The sequence below is a fragment of the Paraburkholderia hayleyella genome, assembly GCF_009455685.1.
Lineage (GTDB): Bacteria > Pseudomonadota > Gammaproteobacteria > Burkholderiales > Burkholderiaceae > Paraburkholderia > Paraburkholderia hayleyella.
In genome coordinates this window covers 350899-369608 of the sequence record NZ_QPES01000001.1, presented here as the reverse complement: position 1 = coordinate 369608, position 18710 = coordinate 350899, and the positions used below count along the sequence as shown (strand labels likewise).

General features: G+C 56.7%; 17 protein-coding genes. 6 read left to right on the top strand and 11 right to left on the bottom strand.

Features of this window, described 5'->3' with window-relative positions:
• Positions 1-44: 44 nt before the first annotated feature.
• The 5 genes from GH657_RS01660 to GH657_RS01640 all read right to left on the bottom strand — a co-directional run bounded on the left by GH657_RS01660 (position 45) and on the right by GH657_RS01640 (position 3756).
• The gene (locus GH657_RS01660; RefSeq protein ID WP_153099089.1) at positions 45-422 is read right to left on the bottom strand and encodes a response regulator; all 378 of its coding nucleotides are present in this window, start codon (positions 420-422) and stop codon (positions 45-47) included.
• An 86-nt stretch (positions 423-508) separates the two neighbouring features.
• Positions 509-1516: a flagellar motor protein MotB gene (gene motB / locus GH657_RS01655; RefSeq protein WP_153099088.1), complete on the bottom strand. Its 1008-nt coding sequence runs from the start codon at positions 1514-1516 to the stop codon at positions 509-511.
• Positions 1517-1550: 34 nt separating this feature from the next.
• Positions 1551-2411, bottom strand: a complete 861-nt coding sequence (motA, locus tag GH657_RS01650; protein WP_153099087.1) for a flagellar motor stator protein MotA — start codon at positions 2409-2411, stop codon at positions 1551-1553.
• A 180-nt stretch (positions 2412-2591) separates the two neighbouring features.
• Entirely contained in the window at positions 2592-2894 is a 303-nt protein-coding gene (gene flhD / locus GH657_RS01645; RefSeq protein WP_153101589.1) for a flagellar transcriptional regulator FlhD, read from the bottom strand.
• A gap of 559 nt (positions 2895-3453) precedes the next feature.
• Positions 3454-3756: an H-NS histone family protein gene (locus tag GH657_RS01640; protein ID WP_153099086.1), complete on the bottom strand. Its 303-nt coding sequence runs from the start codon at positions 3754-3756 to the stop codon at positions 3454-3456.
• Between the two features lie 307 nt (positions 3757-4063).
• Between GH657_RS01640 and aqpZ the strand changes: the two genes are divergently transcribed.
• Complete coding sequence (gene aqpZ, locus GH657_RS01635; RefSeq protein ID WP_153099085.1) at positions 4064-4783, top strand: aquaporin Z; 720 nt, start codon at positions 4064-4066, stop codon at positions 4781-4783.
• 109 nt (positions 4784-4892) lie between these two features.
• On the opposite strand, the gene GH657_RS01630 is transcribed toward aqpZ, so the two are convergent.
• Both GH657_RS01630 and GH657_RS01625 read right to left on the bottom strand, forming a co-directional pair.
• The gene (locus GH657_RS01630; RefSeq protein WP_153099084.1) at positions 4893-5711 is read right to left on the bottom strand and encodes a Cof-type HAD-IIB family hydrolase; all 819 of its coding nucleotides are present in this window, start codon (positions 5709-5711) and stop codon (positions 4893-4895) included.
• 69 nt (positions 5712-5780) lie between these two features.
• The gene (locus tag GH657_RS01625) at positions 5781-6698 is read right to left on the bottom strand and encodes a glucosamine kinase nucleotide-binding domain-containing protein (RefSeq protein WP_153099083.1); all 918 of its coding nucleotides are present in this window, start codon (positions 6696-6698) and stop codon (positions 5781-5783) included.
• Positions 6699-6852: 154 nt separating this feature from the next.
• Between GH657_RS01625 and GH657_RS01620 the strand changes: the two genes are divergently transcribed.
• Positions 6853-7416, top strand: a complete 564-nt coding sequence (locus GH657_RS01620; protein WP_153099082.1) for a DNA-3-methyladenine glycosylase I — start codon at positions 6853-6855, stop codon at positions 7414-7416.
• Positions 7417-7811: 395 nt separating this feature from the next.
• On the top strand, positions 7812-8237 hold the full coding sequence (locus GH657_RS01615) for a hypothetical protein (RefSeq protein ID WP_153099081.1): 426 nt from the start codon (positions 7812-7814) through the stop codon (positions 8235-8237).
• Positions 8238-8365: 128 nt separating this feature from the next.
• Here the strand turns inward: GH657_RS01615 and rpsU are convergent, their stop codons facing one another.
• Positions 8366-8578: a 30S ribosomal protein S21 gene (gene rpsU, locus GH657_RS01610; RefSeq protein WP_006050883.1), complete on the bottom strand. Its 213-nt coding sequence runs from the start codon at positions 8576-8578 to the stop codon at positions 8366-8368.
• Positions 8579-9172: 594 nt separating this feature from the next.
• On the opposite strand from rpsU, the gene GH657_RS01605 reads away from it, so the two are divergent.
• From GH657_RS01605 to GH657_RS01595, 3 genes are all read left to right on the top strand, one after another.
• Positions 9173-9991 (top strand): flagellin domain-containing protein, encoded by an 819-nt coding sequence (locus GH657_RS01605; protein WP_153099080.1) that lies wholly within the window; start codon positions 9173-9175, stop codon positions 9989-9991.
• Positions 9992-10133: 142 nt separating this feature from the next.
• Complete coding sequence (gene fliD, locus GH657_RS01600; protein WP_153099079.1) at positions 10134-11576, top strand: flagellar filament capping protein FliD; 1443 nt, start codon at positions 10134-10136, stop codon at positions 11574-11576.
• A 33-nt stretch (positions 11577-11609) separates the two neighbouring features.
• Complete coding sequence (locus tag GH657_RS01595) at positions 11610-11906, top strand: flagellar protein FliT (RefSeq protein WP_246173964.1); 297 nt, start codon at positions 11610-11612, stop codon at positions 11904-11906.
• Positions 11907-11931: 25 nt separating this feature from the next.
• On the opposite strand, the gene GH657_RS01590 is transcribed toward GH657_RS01595, so the two are convergent.
• From GH657_RS01590 to GH657_RS01580, 3 genes are read right to left on the bottom strand one after another with little or no spacing between them, the layout of a single operon-like run.
• Complete coding sequence (locus GH657_RS01590) at positions 11932-14244, bottom strand: tetratricopeptide repeat protein (RefSeq protein WP_343031258.1); 2313 nt, start codon at positions 14242-14244, stop codon at positions 11932-11934.
• Positions 14241-16739: a tetratricopeptide repeat protein gene (locus GH657_RS01585; protein ID WP_425495722.1), complete on the bottom strand. Its 2499-nt coding sequence runs from the start codon at positions 16737-16739 to the stop codon at positions 14241-14243. The genes GH657_RS01590 and GH657_RS01585 overlap by 4 nt, the downstream gene beginning before the upstream one ends.
• A complete protein-coding gene (locus GH657_RS01580; protein WP_153099078.1) occupies positions 16736-18586 on the bottom strand; it encodes an O-linked N-acetylglucosamine transferase, SPINDLY family protein in 1851 nt (616 codons plus the stop codon). Before GH657_RS01580 ends, GH657_RS01585 begins: the two co-directional genes overlap by 4 nt.
• Positions 18587-18710 lie beyond the last annotated feature (124 nt).

Genomic DNA, 18710 nt, shown 5'->3' with positions numbered 1-18710 from the left:
CGCACGGCGTGCAATCGTCATGCCGCGCGACGTGTAAAACGCTCTCATGCCACCCCCGCAGGCACCAGGGCCGCCACCAGCTCGGCTAGCATGCCAGGGTCGAGCGGCTTTTCGATCCAGCCCGTCGCCCCAGCCTCCCGTGCGGCAGATTTGAATGGCGCGCTGGATTCAGTCGTCAGCACAAGAATGGGGGTCGTCTGATAATTCGGTATGCCACGCAATGTGACAATCAGGTCGAGACCACTTTTCCCTGGCATATGCTGATCCGTCAGGATCAGATCGAACGACTCCGTCAGCGCATGATCCAATCCGCTTTGACCATCCGTCGCCAGCGTCACCTGATACCCCGCTCCCGTTAGCGTCGCGGCCAAAATTTCTCGCATGGAGGCCGAATCGTCGATGGCCAGAATGTGCCTGATCATGAAAACCTCGTTGCACCTTGCCAAGGGTTATCTGTTGCGCCCGCTCCACCCCAGCGGTATCGCGCAGCATGGCCATGTTCGTGGAGTCATTGCACGGTGACAGGACGCGCTTTGGGTACCGCGCCGCTGGGCTGGGCAATCTTTTGCAAGAGCGGCCTGGCAGAGCCGGCCGCATCATCAGAAAGCGTGGTCGTCGTGGTGTCATCGCGCAACATCGCTTCTTCCGATTTACGGTTCAGCACAATGATGCTGATGCGCCGGTTTTCCGGGTCGAGCGGATTCGCCTTGTTCAGGTTCTGCGTTGAAGCCAGCCCCAACACTCGCAACACCTTGCTGTCATCCATGCCACCACTAATCAGGTCGCGCCGCGATGCATTCGCGCGATCGGCAGAGAGCTCCCAGTTACTGTATCCACGCTCGCCACCAGCGTATTGCACGGCATCAGTGTGGCCTTGCACGACGATGCGGTTGGGTACTTCATTGAGTGTTTCTCCGATGGCCTGCAGGATGTCGCGCATATAAGGCTGCACAACGGCCTGCGCTGTGGCGAACATCGGGCGCTTTTGCGAATCGACGATCTCGATGCGCAGCCCCATCAAGGTCGAATCAATGCGGATCTGCTGCTTGAACTGACGCAGCACCGGGTTAGCTTCGATAGCGGCCATCAGCTTGATCTGCAAGTCGTGCAGCCGGGCCTGCTCGCGCCGGTCCTGCAAGTTTTGCATCTGTTTGGCGGAGAACACATCATCCGGTGTCACGCTGTGCTCAGCCAGCCGCATCGTGCCATCGGTGTTGCGCGTGACGCCCTGGCGGTCAGTCGAAATATCACGGCCCCCGCCTTTCACCACGCTCGATTCTTCCGCACTGCGCTCCCCGCCCCACAACGACACCTTGAGCGGCTGGTTGAAATATTCGGCGATGCCCTTGAGTTGCACCGTCGTAGCCGAGCTCAGCAACCACATCAGAAGAAAGAACGCCATCATGGCGGTCATGAAGTCGGCATAGGCAAGCTTCCATGCCCCGCCGTGATGACCTTTTTTCGCGGGTGCGGAACGCTTCACGATGATGGTGCTGGCTTTGTCCCGGGTGCTCATCGTGCCAAGCTCCTCGCGCTTACTTGAAAGCAGGTCATTTCGCTTTTACCCGGCGCACATGCTCTTCGAGTTCGATAAACGACGGACGCTCGCTCGAAAACAGCACCTTGCGGCCAAACTCGACGGCAATTGCGGGCGCATAACCATTCAGGCTGGCAAGAATCGTCACCTTGATGCACTGGAACATCTTGGTCGATTCGGTCACGCGCTGTTCCGCGACACTCGCCAGCGGCCCAATCAGGCCATACGACAGCAAGATGCCAAGGAACGTACCCACCAGCGCCTGGGCAATCATCTCGCCCAGCACGGCAGGCGGCTTGTCGGCCGACGCCATCGTATGCACCACCCCCATCACGGCCGCGACAATCCCGAACGCAGGCATCGCATCTCCGACCTTCGCCAGTGCATGCGCGGGGGCTTCGCCTTCGGCATGATGGGTTTCGATTTCTTCATCCATCAGGCTTTCGATTTCGAACGCGTTCATGTTGCCGCCGACCATCAGGCGCAGATAGTCGGTCAGAAATTCGATGATGTGTTTATCCGCGAGGATCTTTGGGTATTGCGTGAAAATCGGGCTGTTCGCCGGATCGTCGATGTCGGCTTCGAGCGTCAGCGTGCCTTCTTTGCGCGCCTTCGTCAGCAGGACATACAGGAGCGCCATCAACTCCATGTAGACCTCTTTGTCGTACTTCGTGGCTTTGAACAGTGTCGGAATGACTTTCAACGTCGCCTTGATCGTGCGCATGCCATTGCCGAGAATAAATGCGCCCACCCCCGCACCGACAATCATCAGCACTTCCACTGGCTGGATCAGTGCGCCCAGGTGGCCGCCCGCCAGCGCATAACCGCCGAAGACGGACAACAGCGTGACGAGTGTTCCCACGAAGATCAGCACGGTACAGCCCTCTCAATGAAGCGACGTATTCGGTCGTTAATTGGTTTACGGCATCCGGTCTGAAAACTTTGATGCTAAATAAGAAGACTGCGTGCAAATGTCCGGCACGGCTCGATGGTGAGCGCGAATACAGGCCCCGCGAGAAATGAACAGAATGCGTCGGGCGGAATTCAGATGGGTTTAGTCAGCCAGGCCATCGCGCTGGCTGGCGAGCGTCAGCGAGGTATCAACCTGCCCTCTGGCGGCAAGCGACGACAAAATGACATGGTCATCGAAGCGGAAGCGGCACAGCACCTGGTTCGATGCCGCCAGCTTGGCCACTTGTGCGAGAGACAGATCCAGCAATACTTCAGCTAGCGGCTGGGCGAGGCCCATGCGCGTCATGGCCGCAGGCTTATCTTCGCGTAGCAGGCGTTGAGCGAGCAGGAGATAAGACAGGTTCATTTCCCTAATCTCATCCAGCATTTCGTTGGTGGCGCTCACAGTTTCCTCGAATCGGGCTGGCACATCGAATTGCCGTGGCGGCATGAAAGGATGATCCATGCGACGTCATGCCGAACACAGCAGCCGGTTTAGAGGCTTATCGTTATTGTCCCGAAAGAAAAAGTCAGCGAGTAGCGGACAGAAGCCCCATCTCACCGCAGAAAAACTATTCTTTTGATGTAGGTGTTTTTCTTACATGCAATTCGATCAGGTGACGCGAATGGCTTTGTATTGCACGCGGGAACACCGGCAAGCATTCGAATGTCAATATCTATACATCCCTGATTCAAACCGCTTACACACCGATATCGTGCGATAGTGAAAGCGGAAGCGCAGAAGCATCAGCTTCCGGAGAACCCTCAAACCGCATAATTAAGCTGACGTTGAAAGAGCAGGCTGCGAAAATGCATACCGCAGAAGCAAATGGATTCAACACCGGTAGCAATATCAAAAAAAAGCCGCCCTTATAGGCGGCTTCTTCATTGATAACCCGATTGCTGATATGCACAGCCGACGAAAAACCAACTCAATATATACCGGGCTTTAGTAAAAAGTCGAACTATGCCTTATCTATCAGAAAGCGCTCCCGATTCTTACCGCTAATCCATTTCGGTGGTTTACCGCGGCCGCTCCAAGTATTGCCGCTCTTGGGATCGAGGTACTTTGGTGGAAGCGGTTCCTTTCTGGGCGGGCGTCCACGCCGTGCGGCACCAGCAAAACCCAGATTTTGAGCAGTCAAACCGTATTCGTCTATCTTGCTGCGAATTTCCTCAATTACTTTATCGATTTCAGCTTGTCTGACCTGATCTGCCTGCGCTTGCAATTTGGCAATCTGCGCCTTCAATTCTGCATATTGTGCCATTTAAGAACCCCCTTTTTCTTGATAAACCGTGTGCAGATTAGCTGCAACAAATAAAAATCGCAATAAAAATAATATGAGACTCGCCTTGATTTCCGCATTCCACCATTAAACTCAACCATTCTCAAAAATGCGGAATGGGATAAAACCCAACATTTTGCAAAAATTTGCATAAATTAATCTATGATTGACAATTCTTGACACCCTATATCATCGTTTAGCCTAGCATTTCGCCCTCGAAAACAGTCGCTGCCCTGCCTATTCCGGTGGTAGCCATTCCGTCATTTCACTTCCAAGGACGACAATCACAATGCAATTATCAAAACGTCTCGCCGCCGAAATGTTCGGCACCTTCTGGCTCGTGCTCGGAGGCTGCGGCAGCGCAGTCCTTGCGGCCAGTTTCGCAGGCCCAGTGCATGGTTTGGGCATTGGTTTCGTCGGTGTTGCACTGGCTTTCGGCCTCACCGTGCTGACCATGGCATTTGCCATCGGCCATATTTCCGGCTGCCATCTGAACCCAGCAGTGAGCCTCGGGCTCACCGTTGCGGGCCGCTTTCCCGCGCGCGATCTCGTGCCGTACATCGTGGCTCAGATCGTAGGCGCGATCATCGGCGCGTTTGTGCTGTCATTGATCGCTTCAGGCAAACCCGGCTTTGACCTCGTCGCCAGCGGCTTCGCTACCAACGGTTATGGCGACCACTCGCCAGGCCACTATTCCCTGGCGGCTGCGTTTATCTGCGAAGTCGTCATGACCGCATTTTTTCTTTTTGTCATTCTCGGCGCGACCGACAAGCGTGCGGCAGCAGGCTTCGCTCCAATTGCAATTGGTCTGTGCCTGACGCTGATTCACCTGATTTCAATTCCAGTGACTAACACGTCGGTCAATCCAGCACGCTCGACAGGCCCAGCGTTATTCGTAGGCGGTGAGGCAATTGGCCAGTTATGGCTGTTCTGGCTCGCACCGTTCATCGGTGCAGCGATTGCTGGCATCGTGTATCCACTCGTCGCAGGAAACCGCAACGAGAGCTAAGGCTCATTGCTAGCCAAAATAAAAACCGGGCGCAGATCAGTTGATAAGGCGCCCGGTTTTTATTGCATGCACGGCACGCTGCGGTTACGTAACCGCTCAGGCGTTGGGCTTACGTCAGGTCATCCGTAAGCGCAAAGAGCTTGCGCAGATGATGGGCAACGCCAGCTTCGAAGTTATTGCCAATGCGTGGCACGCCGGGCAAACGCGCGATCAGGTCGGGGTTGGCATTGTTCATCATGAACGGATGGCCTGCGGTTTCGAGCAAGTCGATATCGTTCATGTTGTCGCCGAATGCCACGCAACGCGCCGTGCTAATACCCAACCGCTCCAGGACGAATTGCAGAGCTCGGCCTTTCGAAACATTCGAGGTCATCACTTCAAGACAGTCAGGCAACGAATACGTGACATACAACGCATCACCGAAGCTGCACGCCAGATTATGGGCGAGCTGTGCGAGATCAGCTGGCTCGCCGATATACAGGACCTTGGCAATGCCACGGCCATTGTGCTGCTGTAAATCCAGCACTTCGTAGCCAAAGCCAGAATCCTGATGCAGCAGTAGTAGCTCCGGCGCGTCACGGTCGATCAACCAGGCGTCATCGGCAAAAAGATTGACGATCACCCGGCCGTGTGCGCCTGTCAGTCGAGGCTGGACCAGTTGCCGCACCACGTCGGGTGGGAGATTGTCGGCATAGACCATCTTGTCGTCGGGGTCATGCACCCGTGCGCCATTTGACGTCACCAGATAAGGACGGATACCCAGCACATCACGGATTCCGGCCACATCGCGGTGATGCCGCCCTGTTGCAATGATGAAATGCAGGCCTTGCGCCTCAAGCCGCCGGACAGTGGCGATAGTAAACGGATCGACTTGGTGATCGCCATTGAGCAAAGTGCCGTCGAGATCGGTAGCGATGACTTTGTACATGATGGAGCCGCGAAACGGCATCGAAGGAAAAACGAAAAGAGGCGTCAAAAAAACGCCGAAGACCGCATTTTATCGTTGCTGACTGCGCGGCTGATTCTCTGTCCTGGCTAGGCGCACAGCTTCATGCTGCGCCAGTTGCAAGGCGCCCCGCACTGAATCGCCCAGCGGCTCGCGCAAGCGTTCCCGGTATGGAGACGGCACAAATTCATGCAATGCGGTAGCGAGCCCGCCGCACAGCGCGACCGGTAACGCTGGTTGCTCCAATGCGGAATCAAGTGCGGCAATCATCCTGGCAATTTCGACACCCGCTTCGTGCAGCAGCCAACCGGCATGCGGATGGCTCCGGTGAGCGATCACGGTTGGAGCAAGGCGGGCATAAGCCGTTTGGCTCGCACTGCACAGCCAGACAATGAGGCTATCGCGGTCATGTGCGCCGGTCTGTGCTAACAAGGCACGAGCAAATGCGTCGTTCGGCACCCTGCCATCAAGTGCCTGCTGAGCATGGGCAATAGCCCGCAAACCCAGCCACGCCCCGCTAGCCTCATCACCCGATGGAAAGCCGTAGCCGCCCACGATACGGCACATGCCGACCTGACCTGCCGCCGCGATGCTACCTGTGCCGAGCGCGACGATCACGCCTGGCGCCCCGCCGTGTGCTCCCAGCAAGGTTGTATAGGCATCGCTTTCGACGACAAGCCCCGCAAGATTCGGTGCATGCTGGCGAAATTGCGCCAGCCACTCCGGATTGTTTGCCCCAGCAAGCCCGCATCCAAGTACGCAGCGAGGCCATTCGGGCATGCCTCCGACGGCCGCGAACGCTTCGGTACAGCCGGCCTTGATGGCCTGCCACGCCGGCTCAATACCCAGACCGAGGCCCGAAGGACCGCTTTCAGCCTGGCTCAGACAGCGCCCTTGCGAATCGGCAAGCACTACACGCGTGCCCGAGCCGCCGCCATCAACGCCAAGGAAAAGGAAATCGGTATTCATCAATACAGGGAAAGCTCAGGATGGGGGCCAGCATGGCAGGTCCGGCGAATGATCGTAACTGGCCATTTGACCCAGGCCATTTGGTCAGGTGGCGCGGCGAGGCCGTTCCGCTATGCTGCGTTAACTTGTTCACACAACCCGACAGGAGCCTCAAGTGACACACCGTTGCAGCTGGGCGACAAGCGAAGCACTCGCACATTATCACGACACCGAATGGGGAAAGGCCTCATACGACGATCAACATCTGTTTGAAATGCTCACACTGGAAGGTGCGCAAGCCGGTTTGTCATGGTCAACGATTCTCAACAAGCGCAGCGGATACCGGCAAGCATTTGCCAACTTCGATATCAATACAGTCGCTCATTTCACTCCACAGCAAATTGACGCGCTGGTGCTGGATGCCCGCATCATCCGGCATCGAGGCAAAATTGAATCCGTCGTAACCAATGCACGAGCAGTACAACAGATTCAAATGAAGCACGGCTCGCTAGCTCATTTCGTCTGGACATTCGTCGAACAAAAGCCCGTAGTCAACCATTGGGCTTCTTACCAGCAGGCTCCCGCCTCGACAGAAATATCGGATGCGCTGAGCAAGGCATTCAAAACATATGGCTGCAAGTTTGTTGGCTCAACCATCTGCTATGCGTTTATGCAAGCCATCGGCATGGTGAACGACCATCAAACAGATTGCGAATTTCGCACGATAAAAGAGAAATAAAAATCATAAACATGTGCCAGGACGCTTATTCGTTTATCTTTTTTACAACACATTTTCAGGATATTCGGGGAAATCCTGAGCAGATTCCATCAATCATGCCGAATCCTTTGCCAGCAAGCTTTATAGCCAGATTTGGCATTACCTGAAGTCAATAAAACCGAGTGTCATGGCCAATCTACAATCCGGCCCCACTTATGTTTACGTATTTCATGGCTATAACAAATACAGATATAGCAGCAACTCAATGAAATATTTTCAGGACGCGTTTTTATTTTAAAAATGGATGCCTTTTATTTCGGTTTTATCCTGGTTTCATTGACGGGAATTCGTTCGATACTGTCGCTCATGCTCCAGCACAATCAGCAGCTGCGGCACAACATGTCAAAGAGAAAACCATGAAGAACCTGAATTTTCTATCGCATCAGGCGATATTCGACCACGCTGTCATGCATTTATTAGGTCAAGGACGTGCAGCCCTTCTTCCTCGTGGTGGCGGCGCTTATCGCGGATATTGCGGCGGCTGCCCGGTTGGCAGCTTTATCAAGCCCCGCGATTACATGACCGCTATGGAAGGCATTCCCGTGCGATTTTTAGGAAAAACCCCGGCTGATATGCCGGTCTATATGGATGTTGGTGTTGCCGCGCTAAAAAAAGCACTTTTACGGGCCCGCATCAATATTTACGACACGGCTACCATTGAACTACTCAGTTGTCTGCAGAACGTTCACGATGTTTTTGGCACGTGGGAATGGCATGAACGCCTCCAGTCAATTGCAAACCAGTTTGGTCTTTGTGCAGGAAGCATTCAAAACGCAGCATAAAAGATACGGGGTGGCTGAAAGCCTTGTCCGATCGATAACTCGATAAATAAACGATAGAAACACAAACAGCGGTGTGAACTTTATAAAGCTCACACCGCTGTTTGTGGTGCAAAAAAAACGTGCTTAGCCTAGTGCAGTTTTTTCGGCAGCATTTGGCTACGCAAGCGCTTGTGCAGGCGCTTCACTGCAGCGGCCTTCTTGCGCTTACGAGCCGTAGTCGGCTTTTCATACGACTGGCGCTCACGCAATTCAGCGATCAGGCCATTTTTTTCAATAGCGCGACGAAAGCGGCGGATCGCCACTTCGAACGGCTCGTTTTCCTTCAGAAGAATCGTGGTCATGTAATTCCTACAAATCGCTTGGTTCGGTTAATTGCGTGGCGGCAGTCCACTCACGCGCCGGCCCTCCGGTCATTTCAACCAGCAACACCAAGGATGAAACAAGAGGCAAAGCGGCTACGGAGTCCGGAAAAGAGAGGTGGAGGTTCACCGCGAAACGCAAGCGGCGCATTGCGCGCCGCTTAACGTCTGGTTGCCGCTCAACACCAGAAAGCATGATGAAACAGGCAAAGATCTCAATTCACTCCCGATGATATCAGAAAGGCGAGCCGCCAATCAAACATTTTATCGGCAACCCAGCGTTCGTCCTGCACTACGCGGTTGAATTCCCATCCCGGCAAACCCATACCCAGCACGCTACGCGCTGTGTTTAATCCGCTCACCATCCAGGCATCGAATCGGCATCTGGGCACCGCGTTTAGTTCGCCGCTCGCCTGATTCAATTCATTTGTCGCTGATTTTTGCAAGTGTCCCTAAAGTTTTCTTCGACTACCGCCGACAACCAGGAAAGGCAGGTAGCGCCACCCTTCCAACAGCGCGACGCCGAATTCGAACCAGCCGACACCCATGGCATGGCGATTTCCAAGTGAGGAAAAAATGCTAAATATCAACACCAACATCCTGTCCGAAACGACACAGAACAATCTGTCGGGTTCGAAAAACGCACTGTCACAGGCAATTAACCGCCTGTCGTCGGGCAAGCGTGTCACTTCTGCCGCCGATGACGCTGCGGGTCTGGCCATTGCCACATCGCAGACTGCATCGATTAACGCGCTCAACCAAGGTGTGGCCAACGCGAACAACGGCATTTCGATGGTGCAAACCACCAACGGCGCGCTGCAATCGGTGGTCGACAACTTGCAACGTATTCGCCAACTGGCCGTGGAAGCCGGTGACGGCTCGCTGGATTCGAATGCACGGGCTAACCTGCAAAGCGAAGTCAGCACACGTCTGGCTGAAATTACACGTGTCGCGGGACAAACGACCTTCAACGGTCAGCAAGTTCTGAATGGTATTGGCACACTCGGCTTCCAGATCGGCGCGTTTGCCAACCAGCAAATCACGGCAGACTTCGGTACCCAAAAATGGGATGCGACCAGCCTTTCCATCAACACGCTGTCCGTCAGCGATGCCGCATCTGCACAAAGCGCGATGAGCTCGATTGACGCGGTGCTGATCAAGGTGAACACGCTGCAAGCCCAACTGGGTGCAACGCAAAATACCTTCTCGGCGGCCATTGCCACGACCCAGGCGCAATCGACCAACATGTCTGCCGCCCGCTCGCAGATCATGGATGCCGACTTCGCCACGGAAACCGCTAACCTGAGCAAGGCGCAAGTGCTGCAACAAGCGGGTATCTCGGTGCTCGCCCAGGCGAACTCAAACCCGCAACAAGTGTTGAAGCTCCTGCAATAAGCCAGTCTGATTTGTCAGTCTCACGGACGGCGGCCATCTGGCCGCCGTGTTGCCAAAGCCGCCAGAAACAATCAACCCTCTCACGACGGCTTTGGCAACACGAATTCAACGCGCACATGCCGTGCCTGAAGGAGCTTCCAGAATGACGACAACCACGCCTTCTGCTGCCGATATCAGCAGCCTGCTTGCGCAGGCTGCGCAGTCGATTATCAGTGGCTCAACCAAATCGACGCTGGACGTCGACACGCTGGTTGCTTCGCTAGTCACGGCCCGAACAGCGGGGCAAAGCTCAATCATCTCGACCAAGCTGGCGAAAGACACGGCCACGCTATCCGCGATCGGCACATTAAAGTCAGCGCTGCTGGCACTGCAAACCGCAGTGGCCGGGCTATCAGATGGATCAACGCTCTCAAAGCTCAGTGCCACAGCAAGCGGCACCGGAATCACCGCCTCCACCACGAGTGGCGCGACGGCGGGCAATTACGCGATCGCTGTCACCTCGGTTGCTAGCGCCAACAAAATTTCTTCGCAGGCATTTGACAGCAGCACGCCTCTCGGCAGCGGTACGCTCACTGTCGCGCTCGGCGGCTCCGGCGGCAAATCGATGCAAGTCGAGGTCACCGCTCAAAGCACGCTCGCCAGCATCGCCGCTTCGATCAATGCCAGCGCGGACAATCCAGGGGTGACGGCATCCGTTGTCACCGCAGCCGACGGCCAGCATCTGGTCGTGACCTCGAATGCCACGGGCGCGGCGAACACGGTATCGCTCACAACCAGCGGCACGCTCAATGCAAATCTCGACTCGTCGACGTTTAGTACAGTCACCGCCGCCGGGGATGCGGTGTTAACAATTGATGGCAACCTGGTCAGAAGTGCCAGCAATTCGATTTCGGGTGTGTTGAGCGGCGTCACCATCAACCTCGATGCAACAGCCGCTACATCGCCCAACAATGTGCAAACGCTAACCCTCACGAACGATTCCGCTGCGGCGACTACCGCCATATCCGGTTTCGTCACGGCCTACAGCGCCTACGTGACGGCAGCAAAAGGGCTCTCGTCTTACACGCAGCAAGAGGGAAGTACTCAAAAGGTCGCTGGAACCCTGCTCGGCGATTCGATGCTCCAGGGGCTCAATGGAAGCCTGGCTAGCGCAATCAGCAACGGAGTGAGCGTTGGGGGGAAAACATACAGCCTCACGTCGATCGGCATTAACTTGCAAAGCGATGGCACGCTCAAACTCGATAATGACGCACTGAAAACCGCGCTGAGTTCAAACAGCGATGCCATCTCGGCGCTCTTTAACTCGACCAATGGCATTGGGAAAACGCTCAGTGCAGTCGTCACGCCGTATGTGACGCAAAACGGGATTCTCGACACCCGGACCCAAGCGTTAACCGCCGATCAGAAAGACCTTGCCGCACAGGCGCAAGACCTCACAGCCTTGCAGGCCACGCTGACGGATTCGTACAACAAGCAGTTCACTGCGCTCAATACCCTCATGGCCACGATGCAGAACAACCTGAGCTATCTGACGCAACTGTTTGGCGGCGCCAATTCCGCTGGCACACTCGCCACCAACAAGTAATCGCATTTGGCGGCGATCACCGGAAACAAGCTCATGATCCCTGACTCACTCGCACAGGCATTCGCACTCACTGAAGCGATCCAGACGGCGACAGCCGAAAATAACTGGGTCTGCGCAGCGGCTTTGGTCGAAGCACGCTCACCCTTGCTGATGTCATTGCAGCCAGCGCAAACGCCTGAAGCGCTGGAAATCATTCGTGCCATCCAGCGCATCGACGGCATGATCGCGCTACATGCACAAGAAGAAAAAGAAGCGATGATGGCGCGCCAGAACAGCGCGATGCAGAAGATCGAATCAGTGAGTCTGTACCAGACGACAGGCATGCTTTAAACGCGGGATGTACTCACCGGTCTGCTCACCGCGTGTCCGCATCCGCGTCCGCGTCCGCCACATATTGCTGCCACATGCCATGCAACGCGTCTTCCAGATTCCGGGCGAAGCGCGGCGCATCGCATAACGGGGACTGGACAAGCTGAGCGCGTAGCGTAGCGCGCATTGCCGTCAGACGTGACTGTCCATTCGGGCTCGTCAATGCAAGGGCTCGGGCGATGTAATCATCGTGATTCACAGCAATCCAGTCAGCGAGCCCGGCTGTATGCAACATGCTCTCGCAAATATGAGTTAAAAACCGGTCGCCTTTCATTGCCAGCACCGGCACACCCATCCATAACCCTTCTGCTGTTGTCGTGCCGCCTGGGTAAGGAAACGGACTCAATGCAACGTCGATCCGGTGATACGCCGCCAGATACTCCACGCGCGGCGATCCCCCTTCAAGAATCAGGCGCGCAGCCTCTACGCCATATTCCGCGAAGCGTGCGACAGTCCGGCGGCAAGCTTCTGCCGCCTCCAGTTGCTGCGCCTTGATAAACAAACGTGAAGATGGCGAAGCGAGCAAAATACGCGACCAGACACGAACCACCTCATCCGTAATCTTGGCCAGCTTGCCAAAAAAACCGAAGGTCACGTAACCGTTTTCACGCAGGGGCGATGATCCGACCGGAAGGTCCTCACGCGGTGGCGTAAAGCACAGGTAACTGTCAGGCAAACGCCAAGGCTTTTCGCTGAAATGCCCTTCCTCATCAGGTGGCAATACGTGTGGATCGCCCAGAATGTAATCCATCGTCTGAATGCCGGTCGTACCGAAGAATCCCAGCCAGCTCACCTGTACAGGTGCCGGCCGCCAGGCAAACAGCGGTAGACGGTTATGCACGATATGTCCCGACAGATCGACCAGGATATCGATGCGATCATCGTAAATACGGTGTGCGGCCTGCTCATCTGGCATACCCACGAGGCTATGCCAGGCTGCGAAATACGGCTTCAGACGCGTCGTGACATCGTCTTCGGCAACGATCGTGGTGTAAGCAACCAGCGTCACACGGTTCGCATCGAGATGCGCCAGCACGCTTTCGAGAAAAATCCCTGTTGGGTGCTGTCGCAAATCACCCGATACCAAGCCGATACGGAGCACATGTTCTGGCTGTTGCGCCTCATGCGCAGGGCGGACATGCGGCAAAGGCCGGGCGCGTGCCGCCATCCGCTCGCCAAAGCGACGCGCGTCGGCGAGCCGGTCCTCAGGCCGTGCGCCGACATGGCATGCCATGTCGAAAATCAGGCGGCTATGCGCGAGCTCCAGTTCATCATTCAGTGAGAGTGCGTAACGATAATGCGTGAGCGCGCCATCAACGTCGCCTATCGTGCTCAGGATATCGCCATGATTCAAATGAAACTGTGCGGCGTTGCTGTTGAGGGCGAGCGCTGTGCGGCTGCTCACTAAAGCTTCTTCAGCACGACGCTGCCTTAGCCGGACAATGGCTAACTGATGATGAGCCTCTGCAAGAGTGGCATCGAGTTCACACGCGTTCTGGTAGCACAGTACAGCGGCATCCAGCTTACCCCAGCCTTGATAAGCATCGCCAAGCTGGCTATAACCAGCAGCCGATAACGGCTGCAGCTCGATCATCCGCGACAACGCAGCAACAGCCAGTTCAAACTTTCCGCTCGCAATGAGCGCCAACCCGAGGCTGTTATGCATCGCAGCACTCGCCGGATTGAGCGCGGCCGCACAACGATAGTGCTCGATCGCCCCATCGGGCTGCCCCAGTTGCACCAGCACATTGCCCAGATTGTGATGCGCATCGGCATAGCCCGGCAGGCAGGCCAGCGCCCGGCGATACGCCTGCGCCGAAGCCTCCAGCTCGCCCAGATCCTTCAGCGCATTGCCCAGGTTGTTGTGTGCCTGCGCGTAATCCGGACGCAACGCCAGCGCCTGTGCGCAACTCTCCATCGCCTCACGCGGCTGCCGTGCCTCCCGCAGCGCATTGCCCAGGTTGTTATGCGCCTCCGGATAATCCGCCTGCAACGCCACCGCCTGGCGATAACTCCCTATCGCCTGCCCCAGTTCGCCGTGCTCGCGCAGCGCATTGCCCAGGTTGTTGTAGTAAATCGCACTGGCATGCCCTGCAATCGAGCGGCGCATCAGCGCAATGCCTTCTGCCGCTTCGCCTTTCTGGCATGTCAGCAGCCCCAGGAAATGCAGGGCATCCGGGTCCGACGGATTCATCTCAAGCAACTGCCAATAGAGCGCCTGCGCCACCTCCAGTTGCCCCGCCTGGTGCGCCGCCAGGGCCTGCTGCAACAGGGGCAGCGGTTCATGCATCGCGCTCATGACGCCAGCGCTGTTGACCGCGCGACATACTGCGACCACATGCCATGGAAGGCCTCTTCCAGATTCCGCGCAAAGCGTGGCGCATCGCACAGCGCCGAGCTCAGCACCTGCTCACGCAACCCCGCACGCAATGACACCAGCGCATCACGCTCCGCCCCGCTCGCCGCCCTTGTCGCCTTCACCACATATTCATCGTGATTCGCCGCAATCCATGAACCCTGCCCCGCTGCCTGCAGCACGCTCTCGCAGATGTGCGTGACAAAACGTTCTCCCTTTAACGCCAGTACCGGCACACCCATCCACAACCCCTCCGCTGTCGTCGTGCCCCCAGGATACGGAAACGGGCTCAGCATGATGTCCGCCCGCTGGTAAGCCGCCAGATATTCGTCGCGTGGCGAACCCGCTTCCAGCAGCAGCCTTGAGACACCGATGCCATGCACGGCAAACCGTTCTTCCGTCTTGCGCCGGGCGTGTTCCGTCGACAGTTCGAAGGCCTTCAGCAGCAGCTTGCTCTCCGGTACCGCATGCAGCACCCGCGACCATACACCGATCACCTCGTCCGTCACTTTCGACAGCTTGCCAAAACAGCCGAACGTTACGTAGCCATTGCCCTGTGCAGGCAATGCCCCCACTTCGATCGCGCTATCCGGTGCCGTAAAGCACAGGTAACTGTCCGGCAAGCGCCACGGCTTCTCGACAAAATGACTCGCTTCATCTTCCGGCAAGACATGTGCATCGCCCAGGATGTAATCCATGGCGTCCAGCCCTGTCGAAGCGAAAAACCCAAGCCAGCTCACTTGTACCGGAGCAGGCCGCCAGGCAAAAACTCCCAGTCGGTTACTCGATGTATGTCCGGAAAGATCAACCAGGATATCCATGCGATCTTCACGAATTTTCTGCGCGGCCGCCTCATCGGCCAGCCCCACTAACGAATGCCATGCAGAAAACCTCGGTTTCAGGCGCACGGTTAATGCATCTTCATTGGTGACCGTGACATAAGCATGGAGCGTTGCCCGCGCTGGATTGATATGAGCGAGAACGCTCTCAAGAAAAATACCCACTGGATGGCGCCGCAAATCACCCGAGACAAAGCCGATACGCAACGGCCGGCATTCAGTGTGTGCTTGTATGTGCGCCATTGGCCTGGCACGCCGTGCGACCCGCTCACCGAAATAGCGGGCATCGGCCAGATAGGCTTGCGACGTCAGCGAACCCTCACTAGCGAGGCAAAAGAGCAATGAGGTATGCATGAGATCCACGTCAGGATCACGCTCAATCGCATGGCGATAGCTACGAATCGCGCCCTGAATGTCACCCAGCTTACGCAAAATATCGCCCAGATTTGCGTGAACCAGCGCCACACCATCCTTGCGAATCAAGGCGATCCTGGCGTGATCGAGCGCTTCCTGAAGCCGTCCGCTTTTCAGCATGACAATGGCCAGGTTGTGATGAACATCTGCGTTATCCGGTTCAAGCCCTGCGGCTTCACGGTAGCTTTGAATCGCGGAATCGTAATCAGACATCCCGACGTATGCATTGCCGAGCGTGTTATAGGCCTGAACCAGCGATGGCTGCAGTGCCAATGCTTTCTGGCAGGCTTCGATCGCTTCACCAAATTTTTCCTGATTCCGCAAAATATTCGCCAGATTGCTGTGGGCTTCAGCAAAATCCGCGGCAAGTGCAATCGCCTGTTCGAACTGGACGGCAGCCGCATCGACCTGACCGGTTTCATGCAAAGCGGTACCCAGACTGTTACGGCAATTGGCATCCTTGGGGTCGAGCTCGATAGCACGCTGCAACGTTTCGATTGCGGCGGAAAACTTTCCGCTCGCAATGAGCGCCAACCCGAGACTGTTATGCATCGCGGCACTCGCCGGATTGAGCGCGGCCGCACAACGATAGTGCTCGATCGCCCCATCGGGCTGCCCCAGTTGCACCAGCACATTGCCCAGATTGTGATGCGCATCGGCATAGCCCGGCAGGCAGGCCAGCGCCCGGCGATACGCCTGCGCCGAAGCCTCCAGCTCGCCCAGATCCTTCAGCGCATTGCCCAGGTTGTTGTGCGCCTGCGCGTAATCCGGACGCAACGCCAGCGCCTGTGCGCAACTCTCCATCGCCTCACGCGGCTGCCGTGCCTCCCGCAGCGCATTGCCCAGGTTGTTATGCGCCTCCGGATAATTCGCCTGCAACGCCACCGCCTGGCGATAACTCCCTATCGCCTGCCCCAGTTCGCCGTGCTCGCGCAGCGCATTGCCCAGGTTGTTGTAGTAAATCGCACTGGCATGCCCTGCAATCGAGCGGCGCATCAGCGCAATGCCTTCTGCCGCTTCGCCTTTCTGGCATGTCAGCAGCCCCAGGAAATGCAGGGCATCCGGGTCCGACGGATTCATCTCAAGCAACTGCCAATAGAGCGCCTGCGCCACCTCCAGTTGCCCCGCCTGGTGCGCCGCCAGGGCCTGCTGCAACAGGGGCAGCGGTTCATGCATCGCGCTCATGACGCCAGCGCTGTTGACCGCGCGACATACTGCGACCACATGCCATGGAAGGCCTCTTCCAGATTCCGCGCAAAGCGTGGCGCATCGCACAGCGCCGAGCTCAGCACCTGCTCACGCAACCCCGCACGCAATGACACCAGCGCATCACGCTCCGCCCCGCTCGCCGCCCTTGTCGCCTTCACCACATATTCATCGTGATTCGCCGCAATCCATGAACCCTGCCCCGCTGCCTGCAGCACGCTCTCGCAGATGTGCGTGACAAAACGTTCTCCCTTTAACGCCAGTACCGGCACACCCATCCACAACCCCTCCGCTGTCGTCGTGCCCCCAGGATACGGAAACGGGCTCAGCATGATGTCCGCCCGCTGGTAAGCCGCCAGATATTCGTCGCGTGGCGAACCCGCTTCCAGCAGCAGCCTTGAGGCACCGACGCCATGCACGGCAAACCGTTCTTCCGTCTTGCGCCGGGCGTGTTCCGTCGACAGTTCGAAGGCCTTCAGCAGCAGCTTGCTCTCCGGTACCGCATGCAGCACCCGCGACCACACACCGATCACCTCGTCCGTCACTTTCGACAGCTTGCCAAAACAGCCGAACGTTACGTAGCCATTGCCCTGTGCAGGCAATGCCCCCACTTCGATCGCACTATCCGGTGCCGTAAAACACAGGTAACTGTCCGGCAAGCGCCACGGCTTCTCGACAAAATGACTCGCTTCATCTTCCGGCAAGACATGTGCATCGCCCAGGATGTAATCCATGGTGTCTAGCCCCGTGCTGGCGAAATAACCCGGCCAGCTCACCTGTACTGGGGCCGGCCGCCAGGCAAACAACGCCAGACGGTTATAGATCGTGTGCCCTGCCGCATCAATCAACAGATCAATTTGATCTTCCTGAATCCGATTTGCAGCAGCTTCATCGCTCATGCCTGCAAGGCAATGCCAACCGCTAAAACGAGCCTTGATGCGCTGGGTCAATGCATCCTCAAACGCACGCGTCGGATACGCCACCAGTTCGACCCGAGCCGGATCAATGTGAGCCAGGACGCTCTCGATGAAATAGCCCACTGGGTGCCGCTTCAAGTCGCCCGAGACCACGCCAACCCGTAACGGCCGCCCGGCTCGAGACGAGATGTCGACCTTCCATGTCGTGGCAGGTGTCGCCTGCTGCATGACTTGAGCCGCGAAACGACGTGCCTCGTCCAGATAGTGTTCCGGTGCAACGCTCCCCTGATAGTTCAGGGCGAAGAGCAAGTTACTGCGCGGCTCAAGAAAGTCTGGTCGTAACGCAATCGCCGTGCGATAAGCCTCGATGGCTGCATCAAGCTCATCCAGCTCCATCAACGCATTCGCCAGGTTGTTGTTGGCCTGTGCGTGATCCGGCCTAAGCTTGAGCGCGGTACAAAACGATTCAACCGCTGCCTCGTGCTGCTTGAGCGCACGTTGCGCGTTACCGAGGTTGTTATATGCGTCCGCGTAATCTGCCTGGAGGGCGATAGCCTGAATAAAACATTCCGCAGCAGCAGCCGGCCGGTTATGCGCCTGCATAACATTGCCCAGGTTGAAGTAATAGAACGCCTGGGGATTGCGCTCGATAGCCGCCATGATGAGTTCGGAAGCCGTCTCGTATTGCCCGAACTGGTGCGCAATCAACCCCAGCAAATGCAACGCGTCAGCGTGCTGAGGCTGGATTTCCAGCACCTGCCGGTACAGCGTTTCCGCTTCATCGAGGCGATCCGCCTGATGCAATGCCAGCGCATTCTGGAGCCACGTATCTACCGAAGCTTCGGCAACGGCGTTAACCGCAACATCGCCGTCATGTGACGGCGAAATATTCTGGGCGAAATCAGTCATGGAGTGGTGAGCTATACAAGATGATTGACTAGCGTCGCTCTGGATTAACGACTCGTTACGGGCTAGTTTGAGCGAACGGAATATCGTTTCCGTTCGCTCAAGGGTTTTTTACAACCTTATTCTG

Bases quoted from the DNA above. Each gene is read 5' to 3' on its own strand.
- GH657_RS01660 (WP_153099089.1), bottom strand. From the start codon at position 422: ATGATCAGGCACATTCTGGCCATCGACGATTCGGCCTCCATGCGAGAA.
- motB (WP_153099088.1), bottom strand. From the start codon at position 1,516: ATGAGCACCCGGGACAAAGCCAGCACCATCATCGTGAAGCGTTCCGCA.
- GH657_RS01640 (WP_153099086.1), bottom strand. From the start codon at position 3,756: ATGGCACAATATGCAGAATTGAAGGCGCAGATTGCCAAATTGCAAGCG.
- aqpZ (WP_153099085.1), top strand. From the start codon at position 4,064: ATGCAATTATCAAAACGTCTCGCCGCCGAAATGTTCGGCACCTTCTGG.
- GH657_RS01630 (WP_153099084.1), bottom strand. From the start codon at position 5,711: ATGTACAAAGTCATCGCTACCGATCTCGACGGCACTTTGCTCAATGGC.
- GH657_RS01625 (WP_153099083.1), bottom strand. From the start codon at position 6,698: ATGAATACCGATTTCCTTTTCCTTGGCGTTGATGGCGGCGGCTCGGGC.
- GH657_RS01615 (WP_153099081.1), top strand. From the start codon at position 7,812: ATGAAGAACCTGAATTTTCTATCGCATCAGGCGATATTCGACCACGCT.
- rpsU (WP_006050883.1), bottom strand. From the start codon at position 8,578: ATGACCACGATTCTTCTGAAGGAAAACGAGCCGTTCGAAGTGGCGATC.
- GH657_RS01605 (WP_153099080.1), top strand. From the start codon at position 9,173: ATGCTAAATATCAACACCAACATCCTGTCCGAAACGACACAGAACAAT.
- fliD (WP_153099079.1), top strand. From the start codon at position 10,134: ATGACGACAACCACGCCTTCTGCTGCCGATATCAGCAGCCTGCTTGCG.
- GH657_RS01595 (WP_246173964.1), top strand. From the start codon at position 11,610: ATGATCCCTGACTCACTCGCACAGGCATTCGCACTCACTGAAGCGATC.
- GH657_RS01590 (WP_343031258.1), bottom strand. From the start codon at position 14,244: ATGAGCGCGATGCATGAACCGCTGCCCCTGTTGCAGCAGGCCCTGGCG.
- GH657_RS01585 (WP_425495722.1), bottom strand. From the start codon at position 16,739: ATGAGCGCGATGCATGAACCGCTGCCCCTGTTGCAGCAGGCCCTGGCG.
- GH657_RS01580 (WP_153099078.1), bottom strand. From the start codon at position 18,586: ATGACTGATTTCGCCCAGAATATTTCGCCGTCACATGACGGCGATGTT.